This window comes from Clostridia bacterium (assembly GCA_035561135.1).
Classification (GTDB): Bacteria; Acidobacteriota; Terriglobia; order Terriglobales; family Acidobacteriaceae; genus DATMYA01.
In genome coordinates, this window is sequence record DATMYA010000008.1 from 637,779 (window position 1) to 656,368 (window position 18,590).

Here is an 18,590-nt window from a genome sequence, read left to right on the forward strand (position 1 = left end):
CGTATGACAACAGAGTATTAGGCGCAGAGAGAGCAGGATCAGGAAGCGCGGCGGCGCTCTTTCCCGAAATGATCAACTGTTTGTGGCCGGCGACAATGCAACTCGTCCGCCATAGTATCTCCCACCACTCCCAGCGACTCGCCTGGCTCGAACTTTCGCCTGTGACTTGGGCTACTTGCGCCGTTCTGTGACGGGCAGATACGATGAGCGGTTGATTCCGTGGAGGCAATTACGATGGCTACGACTGAGCATACTGCGTCACTGGGCTCCCGTGATGCGAAGACGAAGGTTTACAAGAACCTTATCAATGGCGAGTGGGTAGAGGCCAGCACGGGCGAAACCTTCGAAAACTTGAATCCGGCCGACACGCGGGAAGTGGTGGGCGTCTTCCAAAAGTCGGCGAAGGCGGACGTGGACGCCGCCGTGGAAGCAGCAAAGAAGGCCTTTGAAACATGGCGGCTGGTTCCGGCGCCACGCCGCGCAGAGATGGTTTACAAGGCATCGCGCCTCCTGGAAGATCGCAAGGAACAGTACTCGCAGGACATGACCCGCGAGATGGGCAAGGTGATTAAGGAGACGCGCGGCGATACGCAGGAAGCGATCGATACCGGCTACTACTTTGCCGGTGAAGGGCGCCGCATGTTCGGTCACACGACGCCTTCCGAGCTACCCAACAAGTTCGCCATGTGCGTGCGCCAGCCGATTGGCGTCTGCGGCATGATTACGCCGTGGAACTTCCCCATGGCGATCCCGTCGTGGAAACTTTTCCCAGCAATCATCGCAGGCAACACCTGCGTCATTAAGCCGGCCCAGGACACGCCGCTATCGGTTTTCAACTTTGTGCAGGCGCTGACGGATGCGGGTATTCCGAAGGGCGTCGTCAACATCGTGACCGGCTTCGGATCGAGCGTGGGGACCCCGATCACCGAGCACGCGGATGTGCGTGCCGTATCGCTGACCGGCTCAAGCGAAGTGGGACGGATCGTGGGCGCGAAGTGCGCCGAGACCTTCAAGCGCTGCTCGCTGGAGCTGGGCGGCAAGAACCCCATGATCGTGCTGGACGACGCAAACCTTGAGCTTGCGCTGGACGGCGCTTTGTGGGGCGCATTCGGCACCACGGGACAGCGTTGCACGGCGACAAGCCGCATCATTGTGCAGAAGGGCGTTTACAGCAAGTTCGTGCAGATGCTTGTGGAGCGCGCGAAGAAGCTGAAGATCGGCAACGGCCTCGACGAGTCGGTGGATATGGGTCCGGCGGTGAACAAGGCGCAGATGGAATCCGATTTGAAGTACATCGAGATCGGGAAGAACGAAGGCGCGAAGATGCTTTGCGGCGGCAATCGTCTGGACAAGGGCGAGTACGCGCACGGCTGGTTCCTCGAGCCGACCGTGTTCTCGGACGTGCAACCGAAGATGCGTATTGCGCAGGAGGAAATATTCGGCCCGGTCGTTTCGGTCATTCCGTGCAACGATCTGGACGACGCGATTGAGATCGCGAACGGCGTTGTGTACGGCCTCTCGTCGGCGCTGTACACCAAGGACGTCAACCGCGCCTTCAAAGCCATGCGCGACCTCTACGCCGGCATTACCTATATCAATGCTCCAACAATTGGCGCGGAAGTCCACCTGCCCTTCGGCGGCGTTAAGGCCACGGGCAACGGACATCGCGAGGGTGGTATTGGAGCGTTCGATTTCTACACGGAGTGGAAGGCAATCTACATCGACTACTCCGATAAGCTGCAAAAAGCACAGATCGACAGACCCGAGTAGTTGAAAGCATGGGGGCTCCGGAGACGGAGCCCCGATTTTATAAAGGACGCAATAATGGTGACGAAGCAAGTACCTGAGATCCTGGCCGCGAGCCGCATAGCAAACGTGCGCTATGCAATCCGTGACCTGGCCGTGCTGGCCGACGAGGTCGCGCGCGAAGGCCACAAGATCCTTTACCTGAACATTGGGGACCCGTGCAAATTCGACTTCCCCACTCCGCCGCACCTGATTGAAGCCGTGCGCAAGTCGATGGTAGACGGCTACAACGGATATGCTGATTCGCTCGGCATCAAGCCGGCCGTGGAGTCTATCCGGGCGCAGGCCGAGAGGCATGGCTTCAAGGACATCCAGAGCATCTTCATAACTTTTGGCAGCGGAGAAGCAATTGATACCTGCTTGACGGCGCTGCTGAATCCCGGCGACAACGTACTGACGCCGATTCCGGAGTATCCGCTGTACTCGGCCGTGCTGGCAAAGCTGGACGCGGTGCCGAACGGTTACTACCTCGATGAAGCGAACGGTTGGCAGCCCGACCTCGCGGATATGGAACAGAAGATCAACGCCCGCACGAAGGCGATCATTTTGATCAATCCGAACAATCCGACCGGCTCGATGTACTCAAAGGAAACGCTGGAAGCGGTTGCGGAGATGGCGCGCAAGCATAACCTGCTCCTGTTCGCGGACGAGATCTACGACAAGTTGCTTTTCGATCCGGCGGACAAACACATTTCAATCGCCACGCTGGCGCCGGATGTTCCGTGCATCACGTTTAACGGACTGTCGAAGGCATACCTGGCGCCTGGCTGGAGAATCGGCTGGGGCATCGCGACAGGTCCAGGCGAGGTAATCAATCCGTTCATCGAAGGCGTGCATCGCCTGTTGCGCGCCCGTCTCTCGGCACCGCATCCAATGCAATTCGCGGTGAAGCCGGCGCTTGAAGGTCCGCAAGATCATCTGGTGGTGATGGCAGAGAAGCTGCGCCGCCGGCGCGATGTCACGGTTGACTGGGCAAATCGCACTCCGCGGGTGAGCCTGGTCGCTCCGAAAGGCGCGTTCTACGCTCATGCGAAACTCGATATCCCCGAAGACGATTTGACCTTCGTGCGCGACCTGCTGACACAGAAGCATGTGCTGGTCGTCCACGGCTCCGGCTTTGGCCAGCAGCCTGGCACCAAGCACATACGCATTGTCTTCCTGCCGGAAGAGCCGGTATTGAAGGCGGCGTATGAAGCGATGACCGAGTTCATGCAGACGCGATACGCATAAATCGTCCTGTCGCCAAATCGACGGCATCCGGAACAGCGGGTGCCGTTTTCTTTTGCAGGCTGCAAGTCCCGACCCCAGGCTTTCCCGCCGGGCAAATCATCTGTTCTAATCGCACTACTCACATGGGAATGGTTGATATCCACTGCCACATCCTCCCAGCTGTCGACGACGGCTCGAAGTCCTGGGAGATGAGCGTCGAGATGTGTCGTGTTGCCGTTGCAGACGGCACGAGCCACATTGTTGCCACGCCACACTGCAACGATCGGTACGTGTACGATCGCGAATCGCACCTTGCGACATTGAGAGCGCTGCGAGAGCGTTCCGGCAACATGCTGGAATTAAGTCTTGGGTGCGACTTCCATTTCTCCTATGAGAACGTGCAGGATGCGCTTAAGCACCCGGAGCGCTACACAATTGCAGACACGAGATACCTGCTGGTGGAATTCAGCGATTATACAATCGCGCCGGCAACGGTAAACGTGCTGGGGAAAGTCTGTGATTTCGGATTGACGCCGATCATCACGCATCCGGAACGCAACTTGATTCTGCAGAAGCATCCTGAAACGCTGCTGAAGTGGATCGACCTCGGGTGCATTGTGCAGATAACGGCGAACTCGCTGACGGGCTATTGGGGCAGCACGCCAAAGAAAGTTGCGAGATGGCTGTTGAAGAAGAACGCAGTACACGTCATCGCGAGCGATGCGCACGCTCCAACTGGACGCGACCCAGTGCTTTCACAGGGTCGCAGCGCCGCCGCCGAGATTTGCGGTTCGGAGATTGCAACGGCGCTGGTGGCAGGCAATCCGCAGGCGATCGTTCGCGGCGAAGCGCTTCCCTACGTTCCTTAACGAACGCGATGGCGTTCGCTTCATGACGAGTATGGAATTGGTTCGTGCTGATGATTTGCGGTGCAACTTACCTGTACTCTGGGTTATAAGTTCTTCCTGCGACGTTTCGAAGAGCGAGCAGGAGGGTCCCCCATCTCAGACCATTCGCAATCGGCTCCGCCGAGCCAGTCCCGTGACCGTGCGCCGGTAGGAGTTCAGGACATCGAAATCACCGATCACAAGGACGCCGAACGCGCGCTTCGGGAGAGCGAGATACGCTTCCGCGCAGTTGCAGAAACGGCAGCGTCGGCGATCTTCATCTACCAGGGCAGCAAATTCAAGTACGTCAATACGGCGAGCGAAACCATCACCGGCTATTCATGTTCGGAGTTGCTCGGGATGCGCTTTTGGGACCTGGTGCATCCCGAGTATCGCAATGTCGTGCGGGAGCGTGGGACGGCGAGGCAGCGGCGCGGTGTCATGCCATCGCGCTACGAGTTCAAGATCATCACCAAAGATGGCCGCGAACGCTGGCTGGACTTCACGGCCGGAATGATCGACTACGACGGTGCGCCCGCGGTGCTGGGAACAGCGTTCGACGTGACCGAGCGCAAGTACGCGCAAGAAGAACTGCAACTCCAGAAGGCATACCTGGAAGAACTCTACGAGTGTGCGCCAGAAGGCATCGTGGTACTGAATAACGATGGTCAGGTGCTGCGCGCCAACCGTGAATTCGCGCGGATGTTCGGTTATGAATTCGACGAGGTCTGTGGCGTACTCATCGACGATCTCATCGTGCCGGACGACCAACTCAGCGAGGCGAGCGCGCTCACGAAGGGCATCAGCACGGGACAGCCTTTCGATGTGGAAACAGTGCGGCGGTGCAAAAATGGCACGTTGATCGAGGTCTCGATCCTTGGAACGCCGATTCATGTGACACAGGGACAGATCGGCCGCTACATCATTTACCGTGACATCACTGACCAGAAGAGGGCCGGGCGCTACCGCGAGACACAGTTCGCCACCACGCGAATCCTGGCGGAGTCGCGCTCCCTGGACGAAGCACTGACGCGCTTGCTGGAGGCGATCTGCACGGGTGTGGGATGGGACTACGGCCGCGTGTGGCGCGTGGATGCCGCCGCTGAGTCGCTCACGTTGCAGCAAAGCTGGCAATCGCCGTCATTCGAAACTGGGTTTCCGCTTCGGGACAGCGAGCATTGCGAGCGCGGCAAGACGGTAGCCGGCGGCGTATGGCAGAGCAGTGAACCCTGTTGGGTGACGGACCTGAGCGCGGACTCCGAACTCTCCCAGATGAAGGCAACGGAGGCGGGCCTGCGCTCCTGCTTCGCTGTACCCATCCGCTACAGCGGAGCAATTACGGCAGTGATGGAATTGTTCAGCCGCACGCCTCGATATCCCGACTTCGAACTGCTCAAGGTGATGGCCGACATCGGCAGCCAGATCGGGCAGTTCACCGAGCGCAAGCGCAGCGAGCACGCTCTTCGCGAGAGCGAAGCGAAGTTCCGGGCGGTGGCAGACACGGCAGCGTCCGCGATCTACATTCACGCGGGAAACAGGTTCCTATACGCAAATCGCGCCAGCGAATCGATTTCTGGCTATCGGCGTGAGGAACTGATGCGGATGAACGTGTGGGACTTGGCGCACCCTGGCGACCGGGAGATGATGCGCAAGCGGGCCGAGGAGCAACGATGCGGCGAGAAGGCTCCGCTCCGCTACGAGTTCAGAATTGTCACGAAGGCGGGCGATTTGCGCTGGCTGGACTTCAGCGCGACGGTGATTAAGTTCGAGGGCGAGGCCGCGGTCCTGGCGACGGCGTTCGACATCACGGAACGCAAGCGCGCCGAGCAGTTGCAATCCGCTCTGTACCGTATCGCTAACCTGGCGAGCGCCGCCGAAGATCTGCGGCAACTCTACGCGGCCATCCACGAGATCGTCGGGGAGTTGATGTACGCCAGGAACTTCTACATTGCGACGCTGGATGACGAAGGGCAGATGATCAGCTTTCCGTACTTCGTCGATGAAGAAGACGAAAACCCGCCACCGCCGCAGCAGCGGCTTCGCGGATTGACCGATTACGTTTTGCGAACGGGACGGCCGCTGTTCGCTGACCCGAAGAAGTTTGAAGAACTGGTGGCGGAAGGAGAGGTTGAATCGCGTGGCGCACCGTCCATTGACTGGCTCGGCGTTCCGCTGAAAATGGGCGAGAAGACTTTCGGCGTGCTCACCGTTCAAAGCTACTCGGAGCATGTGCGCTTCGGGACGCAGGAACAGAACATCCTGACCTTCGTCTCGCAGCAGGTGGCTCGCGCCATCGAGCACCGGCGCAGCCAAGATGCTCTGCGCGCATCGGAAGCGCGCTATCGTTCGCAGGTACAGAGCGCGGCGTACGGCATTTACCGCTCCACGCTGGAAGGGCGCTTCCTCGATGTAAACCCCGCGATTGTCGAGATGCTGGGTTACGACTCGGCGGAAGAGTTGCTGGCCCTCGATATGGCAAACGATCTCTACTTGGAGCCCGGCGAAAGGCACCGGCTCTTGACCGAGATTCGCGGTACACCTCGCATTGGAGGCCTGGAGACACGCTGGAAGCGCAAGGATGGTCGCGCCATTACGGTTCGGCTCAGCGGGTGTCGCGGTTCGAGATACATGGGCGAGCCCGAGAATTTCGAAATGATCGCCGAGGACATCACCGAACGCCGGACTCTGGAAGATCAACTGCGTCACTCGCAGAAGATGGAAGCTGTGGGGAGACTCGCGGGTGGCGTCGCCCACGATTTCAATAATCTGCTCACGGTCATCAAGGGCTACAGCGACCTGATGCTGCCGGAGCTTGCGCCGGGCAATCCGATGCGCAACGAAGTCGAAGAAATCCGAAAGGCGGCGGACCGTGCGGCATCCCTGACTCGCCAACTGCTCGCTTTCAGCCGGCGGCAAGTGCTCGCGCCGAAGGTGCTGGATCTGAATGCAATCGTCACGAACATGGATAAGCTGCTGCGGCGGCTATTGGGCGAGGACGTGGAACTACTCACGGTGCTCGCGCCGTCGCTAGGCCACGTGAAGGCCGATCCGGGGCAGATCGAGCAGGTCATCATGAATCTTGCGGTGAACGCGCGCGACGCCATGCCAAGCGGCGGCCGCCTGACGATCGAAACGACGAACTTCGTCATCGACGAGTCGTATTCGCGCGAACACGCAATGGTAAAACCTGGCGAGTACGTCATGATTGGCGTGAGCGACAACGGAATCGGCATGGATGCCGAGACCGCCTCGCACGTATTCGAGCCCTTCTTCACAACCAAAGAGATGGGCAAGGGTACGGGACTTGGCCTGTCGACCGTTTACGGAATCATCAAGCAGAGTGGCGGCCACGTATGGGTTTATAGTGAGCCGGGTCTTGGGTCAACGTTCAAGGTTTACCTGCCAGTCGTGGAAGGCGGCCCGGAAGCAATGGTCACCCGCCCCGCGGCCGGGGGCACCTATCGAGGAACAGAGACCGTCCTGCTGGTCGAGGATGAGGACGGAGTCCGGGCGCTGGTGCGGGAGGTATTGCAAAGGCACGGGTACGTTGTCATCGAATCGCAGCACGGCGGGGAGGCGTTGATCGCGTGTGAACAGCATCCGGAACGTATCCACCTGCTCGTAACGGATGTGGTGCTGGCGCAGATGTCCGGACGTGAGGTTGCGAAGCGGCTGTGCGGGCTCCGTCCGGAGATGAAAGTGCTATACATGTCCGGGTACACGGAAGAGGCAATCATCCACCACGGCGTGCTTGATCCGGGCACGGCATTCCTGCAGAAGCCATTCACGCCGACAGCGCTGGCGCGCAAAGTGCGCGAGGTGCTGGATGGGGAAACCGGCGCTTGACAGCAGCAGAACCCGACCGGGGGCCGGTCCAAATAATCCGAATAAAAAAACGCGGCCTCTTGGGCCGCGTTAGATTGCTGACAAGCTAAATTCCTTGAAGGGCACGCCTTCAGGCGTGCCGTGAATGTTCACGAAGAGACTTCTTCAGCGTTTCTGTTTGATTCAGGAAATCAGCAATATCTACTTACTGCGGCATCGAGGAGCCGCCGGGAATTTCGCGTTCGGCGACAAGTTCGTGCGGCGAACTTACCGCAGCGCTATCGGGATTCAGAAGCCCGCTGTGGCTCGGGCCCAACCCGAGCTTGATCAGCGCACGCGAATCAGGCAGGACTTTCGACTGCCAGCCATTGGCTCGCTGATAACGCACAAGGGCGTCTTTTGTGCCCTGATCCCAGGTTCCGGTGGCTTCGCCGTCCAGGTAGTGCTCGCGAATGAGCGCTTCCTGAATTTCCAGAGTGCGCTCGGAGGAGATGGCTTGTTGACCACGACGACGTACGACCTTCGCCTTAGCCGCCTTCTTGGTCTTCCTCGTTTTCTTGCCGGTGCGAGTGGTCGTGCTCCGAGCGGTCTTGTTCGCGGAAGCGGTGGAGACGTGTTTGGTTGCAGCTACCCTGGTTTTGGCAGGCGCAGCCTTCTTTGAAACCCGCTTTGTCGCCGCTGGAGAAAAAGTCACAAACAAGAGCAGAGCGCAAAGCACGCCAAGCGTTTTATCCAGATAAAAAAACCGCACCGCTACACCTCGAACGGAGTTTCCCTCTCCTCGAGTACTCGTCTGCGAGGATGGGAGATTGGCTCAGAAGAATACCCCCGAACAGCCCAATGGCCCATGCCGCACGCGAAAGGGGTAGAAAACACCCGGCTGACGTTGGGCATCATCTCTCAATACGATGCCCCAGCGCCAGCCGGGAGATTGCTTAGTTTATTACGGAAGTGTACCGGCCAGGAAGATAGTACCGGCATCCCGCCCTCTGGGACGAACCAGGAAAACAACGTCCTGACCGCTCTTAAGGTTCTGTTCGAGACGACGGAACGTGTCCTCGTCGGGAACCGGCTGGCGGTTAATCTCCAGGATGATATCGCCACGGCTGAAACCGACACTATCGCCGAAGCCACCCGGACGAACATCCTGCACGAGCACGCCCTTGCCGCGCGGCAGGTTCAGGCGTTCGGCCTGTTCAGGGGTAACGGGGCGGACGGTGACGCCGAGCTTTGTCTCCTTCGGTGTCTGGTCCTCGCTATCCTCTTCCTCGAAGCCGAGCCGCGCACCGAACAGCTTGGCGCGATCGGCGACCGTAACCGTCGCATCCTGCGACTTGGAATTGCGAACGAGAGTCAACCGAAGTTTGGTACCCGGTTTGCGGTTTGAGATTTCGTTAACGAGCTCGTCGCCTGTCTTAACTTCCTTGCCATCAACGGCAGTGATGGTGTCGCCCGTCTGAAGGCCTGCCTGTGCTGCGGGACCGTTGGGGACGACGTTCTGCACCGTTACGCCGCCTTTCACCCCATAGACACGGGCAATTGCCGGGTTCGGCTGCGCGCTGAACTCAATACCGATGGAGCCGCGCGAAACTTTGTGCTCCGGCCCAATCAACTGGTTGTAGACCTGCGTCACTGTGTTGGACGGCATGGCGAAACCCACGCCCTGGTAACCGGCGCTCTGCGTAAAGATGGCCGTGTTGATTCCGATGATCTCGCCGGCCATGTTCACCAGCGGCCCACCGGAGTTGCCAGGGTTGATGGCTGCGTCGGTCTGTATGAACGACTGGAACTGGCGTCCGGGCACGATGTTGCGGCCCTTTGCAGAGACGATTCCAGCGGTAACCGTCTGTTCGAGACCGAAGGGGCTGCCGATTGCGAGCACCCAGTCTCCCACAGTCATGGATTCGGAATTCCCCATTTTCGCTGCGGGAAGCGGGCGGTTCACGTTGATCTTGATGACGGCAAGATCGGTCTCACGATCCGTGCCGATAACCTGCGCGTCATAGCTCACTGTGGGCGGCTCGCCCATTAGATTCACGCGGATGCGATCGGCCTTGTCCACCACATGGAAGTTGGTGACGATGTAGCCCTTGGGATCGACGATAACGCCCGACCCGAGCGAACGCTGGCGCATGCCTTCCGGCGCCTGGTCAGGCGCGCCCCCGAAGAAACGATCCATGAAGTCCTGCATTGGATTGTTTTCGTCGCCGGGTTCGTCCGGATTCTGCGGTACGGGCGAGCGGCGCAGACGGCTGTGCGGGTTCTTGATGGTCGACTCGGTGTTGATGTTGACCACCGAAGGTTCGAGCTGTTTCGAAACCTGCGAGAAGACGCTGGAAAGCTGCTGCGGCGAAGCAATCTGCAGCGGGGCAGCGTCGTCCGAATTGATCTCCTTGCCCTTCACGCCATGTGAAACGACCGTGCCAATCAGAATTCCTAGCGTAAGAGTCGCCGAAATCACGAATGTCGAAGCAAAGCGGTTCAATCTGATCTTTTGCCAGAAACCGCTGTTGAGCGGATCCATAGTTACCCTCCGGCAGAACATGCCTGACAGAAATTATAGCCTTTGACGGATGAACCGGCCGGCTATCACTCCATCCTTGCACCAATGACAAATTTGGATGAGGAATGCAAAAGCAGTTCTCGAATCGTTAGACGCACTTTACACGCTAATCGATACTTGAAATCTGCTGCGCCGCCTCGCCCGTCTCTTCCACCATCTCCGTCTTGGTCTCCTGCGACGATGAGAGCAGTTCGCTGATCAGCACGCCCGCAAGGATCAGCGCCGATCCGACACCCGCCCGAATACCCAGGCGCTCGCCCAATACAACATAGGACGTCAGAACGGCGAAAACCGGTTCCAGCGCGAAAATCAGCGCCGTATGCGTTGGCGGCGTAAACTGCTGTGCCCACGCCTGCACCGTCCAGGCGGCGGCCGTCCCGAGCAACCCCGTCACCAGAATTGCCCACACCACTTGCTGCGACCACACAATGTGCGGAGTTTCCAGCAAGGGCACGGTGAACACCATGAGCACCGCGCAGGTAATCGCCTCGACCACGACGATCTGTTCGAAACGATACTTCACGGTCGTGCGTCCCACCATGATGATCTGGAAGGCAAACGCAATCGCGCATCCGAGCGTCAGCAGATCGCCCAGATTAACGCCCTCCAGCGAGAAGACGTCACCGGCGCCGTTTGCAGGAACCGTCATAAGGTATAACCCGACAAATGCCGCAATGACTCCCAACGTGGACCAGTGATTCAGCTTTTTTCGCCACCCGACTGCCAGGATGATTGGCACGAGCACGACAGACATTCCCGTCAGAAACGCCGATTTCGAAGCCGAGGTGAGTTTGAGGCCGGTGGTCTGGAACTCGTATCCCAGCCAGAGAAAGATGCCAACCACGATGCCGGCAACCACCGAAGCCCGTGTCATGACTTTGAACTCACGGCGGAAGCAGAGAACCAATGCGGCTGCCGCAAGCACCATTCGAATGGCATTGAAGAGCAGCGGAGTCGCATCGTCGAGCGCGTTCTTGATGACGACGAAAGTTACGCCCCAGATGAAAGTGATGAGGACGAGCAGGATATGGGCTTTGACCGAACGGGACACGATAACAAAGGTAACAGCCCGCGTGCCGCGGTCGCCAGCAGGAACAGAAAAGGCCCGCCTCGGAAGCGGGCCTCCTACTCTGAACTCCTACGATACTGAAACGAGGCTACTGCGATTCGTAAACCGTCTTACCGGCGACGACCGTGCGCAGGACCTTCGTTCCAAGGATTTCTTGGGGCGCCACCTGCGGAAGATCGCGGTCGAGGACGACGAGGTCGGCCAACATGCCCGGTCCCAGCATTCCCTTTTCACGCTCCATGAATTCGGCGAAGGCGGCGTCAACGGTATAGGCTCGAAGCGCTTCGTCGATAGTGAGCTTCTGCTCAGGGTAGTAGGTTTGAGTGCCGGCTTCGTTCATGCGCGAGACGGCGGCGTACACGCCGCGAAACGGCGTGATTGGCTCAACCGGATAGTCAGTTCCGAAGGCGACGCGTACATCATTGTTAAGAAACTCCCGCCACGGATAGGAATGTTTGGCGCGCTCGGCGCCGATTCGCGATTCGGCCCAGTTCATGTCCGTAAGTAAATGGTTCGGCTGCACGGATGCGATGACGCCGAGGCGGCGGTACTGCTCAGGCTGTTCAGGAGCGATGACCTGGTCGTGTTCAATCCGGAAGCGGAATTCGCGCTTCGCCTTCGAGGCGTCGTGCTCGCGAGCGTAGCGTTCGGCCTCGGCGTAAGCGTCGAGCGCCATCTGCGCACCGCGATCTCCGATCGCATGGAAGCCGATCTGGAACCCGGCGGCGGCGCGCTCATCAGTCATTTTGTTCAGCTTGGCCTGATCGAACTGCGGCAAGCCGGAGTTGCCAGGTTCATCGGCATAGGGTTTCAGCAGTGCGGCAGTTCGGGAACCAAGAGAACCGTCCATGAATCCTTTGAGCATGCCGACACGCAACATAGGATCGGCGGCGCTATGATGCGAGCGATGGCTGAGGAGCACATTCATCGGAGCTTCAAACGGAAGCCACTCCGTGATGCGCAAGGTCAGCTTGCCCTCGCGCTGAAGCTGCTCGTAAACGAGGAAGTCGTCCCATGACGAGTTGTCCTGCACTGAGGTGATGCCGTGCTGTGCGGCATCTGCCATGGCGAGTTCGATGGCTTTACGACGCTGCGCCGGACTCGGCTTGGGCATCTTCGAGTTAACCAAATCCTGGGCTCCCTCACGGAGAATGCCTGTAGGCTCGCCCCGGGCATCGCGGTCGATCTTTCCACCCTGCGGGTCTTTCGTCGCTGCGGTTATCCCGGCTGCCTGCAACGCGGTGGTGTTTGCAATCGCGATATGTCCATCAACCCGAACGAAAATCGCAGGATGTCCATCTGTGGCACTGTCGATGTCCTGACGGGTGGGCAGCGCCAGGGCGGCCCACTTCGTATGGTCCCAGCCGCGTCCGGTGAGCCACTCGCCATTGACGGTGGTTTTCGCGCGCGCTGCGATGCGCGACTTCATTTCATCGAGCGACGTGGTGCCGACGAGATCGACGTTCAACTTTTCGAACCCGCCACTGGCGAGGTGAAGATGGGCATCGTTAAAGCCCGGCATGAGGAACTTGCCGCCAACGTCGATGACGCGGGTGGACTTGCCCTTGAGTTTCAGCACCTCCGAGTCGATGCCGACGGCGATGATGCGGTCGCCGCGAACCGCCAGGGCGGTGCAGCGCGTGCCTTCGGACGATGACGCCTGCTTGGACACAGCCTTCCCGGTTTGCGAATTACGCGGCACGGTTTCGCCGCTCACATGTCCGCTGACGCTGGGCTGATAGATATTGGCATTGATGAAAATGACGTCGGCTGGCCCAGCCGTTTCGTGCTTGTCCGGTACGTTCATAGGTTTGTTCGCAGGCTTGGTTTGAGCCACTGTCGTTCCAGCGAAGATAGTTCCGGCAAGAACGACCAGAACTGCCGTAGCGAGTTTCATTCCATAGCTCCCGAGAGTGCTAGCGTCGCCAGCAAGATTCTTTTCAGTCCGAAGTCACGTCCCCGCGGATCGTACCACTCGTGCAACGTGTGCGCTCCGCCGCCGCTGCCGCCAGCGCCGATCGCAATCGCTTCAATGCCGAGCGACAGCGGGATGTTGGCGTCGGTGGAGGCGCGATGAACCGAGGATGGGTTTTGCAGATGCGCATCGACGGCGCGAATCACGTGAAGGATACGAGCGTCGGGACTGAGATCTGCGGCCGGGCGGCTGCCGATGCCTCGGATAACACTTTTCAATGTTGCGCGAGATTGGGCTTCCGAACGCGAAGTCTGGACAGCCTCGTCCGTGGTGCGGCGAAGTATCTCTTCGAGCCGGTCGATCTCCACCGCATCCGTGGAGCGCAGATCGACGCGCATCGTTGCCGACTCGGGTATGGAATTGATCGACGTGCCGCCTTCGATAATGCCGACGTTCAAGGTCGTCTTGGGCAACTGCGGCAGGGGAGTACGACTGAGCGCCTCGATAATGCGGCCAAGAACGACGATCGGGTTCGGAACGCCGTAGTCGCTCCATGAGTGTCCGCCGGGACCTTGGATGGTGACCTCGAAGCGGCGGCTGCCGAGGCCCTCTGAGACGATGCTGTCCACTCCCGCGCCGTCGAGCACGAGAACGTGGCCAATGGCTTCACGCCAGCGCGTCTGCGAGAAAATGTGCCGCATGCCACGCAGGTCACCCTCACCCTCTTCACCAACGTTTCCGATAAACAGGAGCGAAGCTTGCGTGCGGATATTGGCGGCGGCGAGCGCTCTGGCAATGCCAACCAGGGCGACAATTCCGGCGCTGTTATCGGAGATACCCGGGCCTACAAGCCTGTCTCCGGAGCGATGGACGTGGATGGGTGTGCCGGCGGGAAAGACCGTATCCAGATGCGCGGAGAGTGCAACGAACTTCTTCGACTCGTCCTGCCCAGGACGCAAGGCAAGTACATTACCAAGTTCATCGCGTTCGACAAAGGAAAAGCCGAGATCGCGAAATCGCGCTTCCATCCAAAGACTGCGCTCGTCTTCACCAAACGGAGGAGCGGGAATGCAAGTCACTTCAAGCTGGCGTTCCTGCATTTCACGCTCGTGAGCACGCAGCCACGCAAAGGCTTCATGCAGAGCGCGCGCTTCCGCCAGTCGCGCAACGTCCTGTTGCGCAGCGATAGTGGGCAGAACTCCGATTCCGCGATGTTCGGACAATCCCATAGCATCCACAATTGCGAGCTACGCTGGCCAGAAAGTGGAATAGTACAACGGCCAGCAGCAGGTGAGTGTAATTCAGTGTCGATTGGCAGGACGCTCTTCGGTTCCACGGAAACTAAACAGACCGCAAAAGAGCACGGCACGCCTGCGGAATCCCCACCGAACGAACTGCGCGTCGTGTGGGGATTCCGTCAAGATGATTGACATACATAGAAGCGCAATATATAAGACCTCTACGTATGGACATGAGTAAGGACCTGGTTGCTGCTTCCGCCACGCCGCTCGTGCTCGCCATCCTTGCTGAAGGCGACAGCTACGGCTACGCCATCATCAAGCGAGTGGCCGAGTTGTCAGGCGGTCACCTACAGTGGACCGACGGCATGCTGTATCCCGTGCTGCATCGTCTTGAGCGCCAAGGTCATGTCGCGTCGAAGTGGTCCGCGTCGGAGAGCGGCCGCAGGCGTAAGTACTACCGGATCACTAAAGAAGGCCGGGCCCATCTCGCAGCCCAGCGGCAGCAGTGGAAGGTTGTGGACAGTACTTTGCGGAGTATCTGGATGGAGGCGTGCACGGCATGACGACCTTCTCCGATCAGCCGCTCGAGGAGCAAATCGCGCAGTGGCGCGCGTACGTAAGCCGCCGGCAGGCGCTTCACGGTCCCGACGTGGAGGAGCTTGAGGGACATCTGCGCGACCAGTTGGTGGCGCTTACCGAGGCCGGTCTGGCAGGGGATGAAGCTTTCTTAATTGCGGTCAAGCGCATGGGCAGCCTCGATGCGCTGTCACGCGAGTTCGCACGCGCGCACTCCGAGCGGCTGTGGAAGCAATTGGTCATTACCCCTGACGCAGTCGATGAGTCGGCGAACACGACACGCGCCGAGACGCTCGTCGTGCTGAGCCTCGCCATAGCGGCGGCCCTTGCAATCAAGATACCGGCGCTGTTCGGTCTTCGGCTCAGCCCTGATGAGAACGTGCCTTCGTTCTACTTCCGCAACGCCAGCCTGTTCGTCTTGCCGCTTCTCACCGTCTACTTTCTTTGGAAGCGCGGGTCGAATGTTATAAGTGGCGGCTGGGTGGCCCTGCCCTTCGCGGCCGCGGCCGTTTTCGCCAATGTCTACCCCTTCCGCACCGGCAGCGACACTGAGGTGCTGACAGCTCTGCACTTGCCAATCGCCCTATGGCTGGCCGTCGGCTTCGCGTACGTTCGAGGCCGCTGGTTTGCCGACGGTGAGCGCATGAACTTCGTCCGATTCTCGGGCGAGCTCGCCATTTACTACGTGCTCATCGCACTCGGCGGAGGGGTGGTCACTGCCTTCACGGCTATGTTGTTCTCCGCCATCGATATGAAACCTGGGTGGTTTATCGCGGGCTGGCTGATTCCGTGCGGGGCGGCGGGGGCCGTCATCATCGGATCCTGGCTCGTGGAGGCGAAGCAAAGCGTCATAGAGAACATGGCACCGGTGCTGACCAGGCTCTTCACGCCGCTGTTCACGATTCTGCTCCTTGGGTTTTTGGCGACGATGGCGTGGACAGGCAATCCTATCAATATGAAGCGGGAGATCCTGATCGGCTTCGATCTGCTGCTGGCCGTCGTCGTGGGGTTAGTGCTCTACGCCGCATCCGCACGCGACCCGCAGGCACCGCCCGACTTCTTCGACGGCTTGCAACTGCTGCTCGTGGTCAGCGCGCTCGTGGTCGATGGGGTGGCGCTATGGGCGATTGCGGCCCGCATCTCCGAGTTTGGCTTCACTCCCAACCGAGTGGCGGCTCTTGGCGAGAATCTCATTCTGCTCGTCAACCTGGCGGGGTCAGCATGGCTCTATGCCTGCTTCGTGCGTCACCGGGGCTCGTTCGCCGCGCTGGAGCGATGGCAGATTGCCTATCTGCTTGTGTACTCCGTATGGGCGGCACTGGTAGTCGTCATGTTTCCGCCCGTGTTCGGGTACCGTTAACCTGACCGAATCTCTGGATGTATTCGAACCGCCGCGCGACTAACTTGTGTTCGACCGTCAGCGGACGCCGCTGCTGGACTGCGTGGCGTCCTTTTTTTAGCGCTTTGCTTCCCTCTCGCGTAGATAGCAGGCGTGACAGTCGAGCACCTCGGCATCAGTAAGGCAGCGATCAGATCGTTTGGCTCTATAGAAGATGCGATCGACCAACTCCTCGGTCGGCTCGATCCCGCGGCGCTCCAGCCAGAACTGCACGTTGGACTTGCCGCTCATCGGACCTATGTCGATGATCTGCTCCATGCCGAAATAGTGTGAGGGCACGCCGGAGTAAACGGTGTTCATCAATTCGGTGTCGTTCTTCCTGAACGCTTTGATAACGGCCGCGGCGTGCACGCCCGTCGCGGTGCGGAATGCATCGCCGCCGACGACGGGATAATTCTTCGGAATGGGCATGTCCGTGGCCAGCGCGACGCCTTCACAGTAAGCCTTCATTGCGCTCAGGTCCTGGCTGGCCCACGGCTCCACGCCCATCAACTTCAAATTCACCAGCATGAGATCCATCTGCGTGTTGCCGACGCGTTCCCCTATCCCGACGGCGCAAGCATGGATACATTCGGCACCGGCGACCAGCGCCGAAAGCGAATTCGCGACGGCAAGCCCGCGATCACAATGGCCGTGCCAATCCACGCGGATAGGCTGCTTCGTTGGGCCCACAACTTCTTCCGTCACGTAGCGAACGAGGCCCAGCGTGCCCATGGGCGTGGCGTGTCCGCAGGTGTCCGTAATGCAAATGGCGTGCGCGCCGTTCTCGATGGCAGTGGTGTAGAGGCGCTTGATAGTTTCAGGATCGCAACGGGTCGTGTCCTCGGTAACGTACATGATCTCGAGGTCGAGCGAGCGCGCGAGCTTAACGGCTTTTTCCGTTGTCTGAAGCAGGAAGTCGTCTGTCCACCCCTCCGTGTAGCGACGGATGGGGCTGGACCCAATGAACATGGCGACCTCAACGGGGATACCGGTCTTCTGCTGAATCTCGGCTACGGGGCGTATGTCGTTCTCGTGAGTGCGGGCGGCAGCGTTGGGCTTGATGTTGAGCCCGGCGCGCGCGATCTCCTGTACAAGAGCGAGCGAATGTTCGAAGGCGCGAGGCCCTGCACCCGGCAGACCGACGTCGAGCATGTTGAGGCCGAGGTTCTCCATCAAGTGGAGGATCTCGATCTTCTCGGAGATGGACGGATCGCGAACGGAGGGTGACTGAAGCCCATCGCGCAACGATTCGTCATCGAGAAGGACGCGGCCCTTCGGCTTCAACGCCTGAGCAAATACCTGGTTCCAGTCGTAAATCAGCTCAGAACAATTCACGGACACGGACTGCCTCGGTTGATGGCCCGGCATGACATGCCGCACCATGGCGCTCTACGTGGCCTGGCACTTTCTTGTTCACGGTAATGACCGCGACAGAAATCGCGTTGCTGCCGCACCCCACGCACGGCAACGTTGTTTAGGAAGATGCAAAAAGGTACGCCAGCAGCTAACAAATAGTTCGCGGGCCTCGCACCCCTTTTGAGACCCGCGAACGAAACTTATCGGATTCTGCTTACTTGCTTTCCTTTGGAGGTACAGTCACACCGAAGACGGACTGCATTCCGCGCCCTGCAACATTGCTGGCCTTCGGCTCTTCGGGATTTGGCAAGTAGAGCACCTTGCAGTTCTCGCAACGGTAAATCTCGGCGTTCTTGCCATAGGTCTTTTCAATATCGCCACAGGCCTTCTCAACGGTATCAGCCGCATAGAACCAGCGCTTAAGATGTCCGCCGCAAATCTTGCCCTTTTCGTCCTTCTGATTGCAGGCACGCTGAGCAGGCTTTTTGGTCTTAACCTTATGATTGCCAACTTGCTGATAGTCGGGGACGGATGGCTCCGGTTGAACCGGGGTGGCAGGAGCATCGACTTCCATGACGGGTGTTGCCATGTATACCTCTTTTGTGAGCGGGACCGGCGCTCTGGCGCCACGTTCGCCCTGGACTGCGAAGGCACGAGGCACAACGCCAAGACTGATGGCATTGTACCGCAATGACTTAGAGTACCGCAGCCACGTTCCCGCAGCATAGAAACGCCGACGAGCGACAACAGCAGCGCTCCAAC

The 18,590-nt window shown here is 59.3% G+C and carries 13 protein-coding genes; 6 read left to right on the forward strand and 7 right to left on the reverse strand.

All coding sequences use genetic code 11. The features are described 5' to 3' along the window. Nucleotides 1-234: 234 nt before the first annotated feature. From VN622_02855 to VN622_02870, 4 genes are all read left to right on the forward strand, one after another. Nucleotides 235-1,770, forward strand: coding sequence for an aldehyde dehydrogenase family protein (locus VN622_02855; protein ID HWR34795.1), 1,536 nt, complete (start codon nt 235-237; stop codon nt 1,768-1,770). Between the two features lie 54 nt (nt 1,771-1,824). Beyond that, complete coding sequence (locus VN622_02860) at nt 1,825-3,036, forward strand: aminotransferase class I/II-fold pyridoxal phosphate-dependent enzyme (GenBank protein ID HWR34796.1); 1,212 nt, start codon at nt 1,825-1,827, stop codon at nt 3,034-3,036. 122 nt (nt 3,037-3,158) lie between these two features. Further along, nucleotides 3,159-3,884, forward strand: a complete 726-nt coding sequence (locus VN622_02865; protein ID HWR34797.1) for a CpsB/CapC family capsule biosynthesis tyrosine phosphatase — start codon at nt 3,159-3,161, stop codon at nt 3,882-3,884. Between the two features lie 60 nt (nt 3,885-3,944). Then, nucleotides 3,945-7,748 (forward strand): PAS domain S-box protein, encoded by a 3,804-nt coding sequence (locus VN622_02870; protein HWR34798.1) that lies wholly within the window; start codon nt 3,945-3,947, stop codon nt 7,746-7,748. Between the two features lie 184 nt (nt 7,749-7,932). Here VN622_02870 and VN622_02875 read toward each other — a convergent pair whose 3' ends face one another. The 5 genes from VN622_02875 to VN622_02895 form a co-directional block, all read right to left on the reverse strand. Continuing rightward, nucleotides 7,933-8,478, reverse strand: a complete 546-nt coding sequence (locus tag VN622_02875) for a peptidoglycan-binding domain-containing protein (GenBank protein ID HWR34799.1) — start codon at nt 8,476-8,478, stop codon at nt 7,933-7,935. Nucleotides 8,479-8,670: 192 nt separating this feature from the next. Then, nucleotides 8,671-10,251, reverse strand: a complete 1,581-nt coding sequence (locus tag VN622_02880) for a Do family serine endopeptidase (protein ID HWR34800.1) — start codon at nt 10,249-10,251, stop codon at nt 8,671-8,673. Nucleotides 10,252-10,396: 145 nt separating this feature from the next. Further along, a complete protein-coding gene (locus VN622_02885; GenBank protein ID HWR34801.1) occupies nt 10,397-11,341 on the reverse strand; it encodes a DMT family transporter in 945 nt (314 codons plus the stop codon). Nucleotides 11,342-11,447: 106 nt separating this feature from the next. Beyond that, on the reverse strand, nt 11,448-13,256 hold the full coding sequence (locus tag VN622_02890; protein HWR34802.1) for an amidohydrolase: 1,809 nt from the start codon (nt 13,254-13,256) through the stop codon (nt 11,448-11,450). After that, the gene (locus VN622_02895; protein ID HWR34803.1) at nt 13,253-14,503 is read right to left on the reverse strand and encodes a M20/M25/M40 family metallo-hydrolase; all 1,251 of its coding nucleotides are present in this window, start codon (nt 14,501-14,503) and stop codon (nt 13,253-13,255) included. Before VN622_02895 ends, VN622_02890 begins: the two co-directional genes overlap by 4 nt. A gap of 236 nt (nt 14,504-14,739) precedes the next feature. On the opposite strand from VN622_02895, the gene VN622_02900 reads away from it, so the two are divergent. Then, nucleotides 14,740-15,078: a helix-turn-helix transcriptional regulator gene (locus tag VN622_02900; GenBank protein ID HWR34804.1), complete on the forward strand. Its 339-nt coding sequence runs from the start codon at nt 14,740-14,742 to the stop codon at nt 15,076-15,078. Then, nucleotides 15,075-16,451, forward strand: coding sequence for a permease prefix domain 1-containing protein (locus VN622_02905; protein HWR34805.1), 1,377 nt, complete (start codon nt 15,075-15,077; stop codon nt 16,449-16,451). Before VN622_02900 ends, VN622_02905 begins: the two co-directional genes overlap by 4 nt. A gap of 96 nt (nt 16,452-16,547) precedes the next feature. Here VN622_02905 and VN622_02910 read toward each other — a convergent pair whose 3' ends face one another. Both VN622_02910 and VN622_02915 read right to left on the reverse strand, forming a co-directional pair. Then, nucleotides 16,548-17,813, reverse strand: a complete 1,266-nt coding sequence (locus VN622_02910; GenBank protein HWR34806.1) for a LeuA family protein — start codon at nt 17,811-17,813, stop codon at nt 16,548-16,550. Between the two features lie 229 nt (nt 17,814-18,042). Beyond that, nucleotides 18,043-18,417 carry a hypothetical protein gene (locus VN622_02915; GenBank protein HWR34807.1) on the reverse strand — a complete coding sequence of 125 codons (375 nt, stop codon included), beginning with the start codon at nt 18,415-18,417 and terminating at the stop codon, nt 18,043-18,045. Between the last annotated feature and the right edge of the window lie 173 nt (nt 18,418-18,590).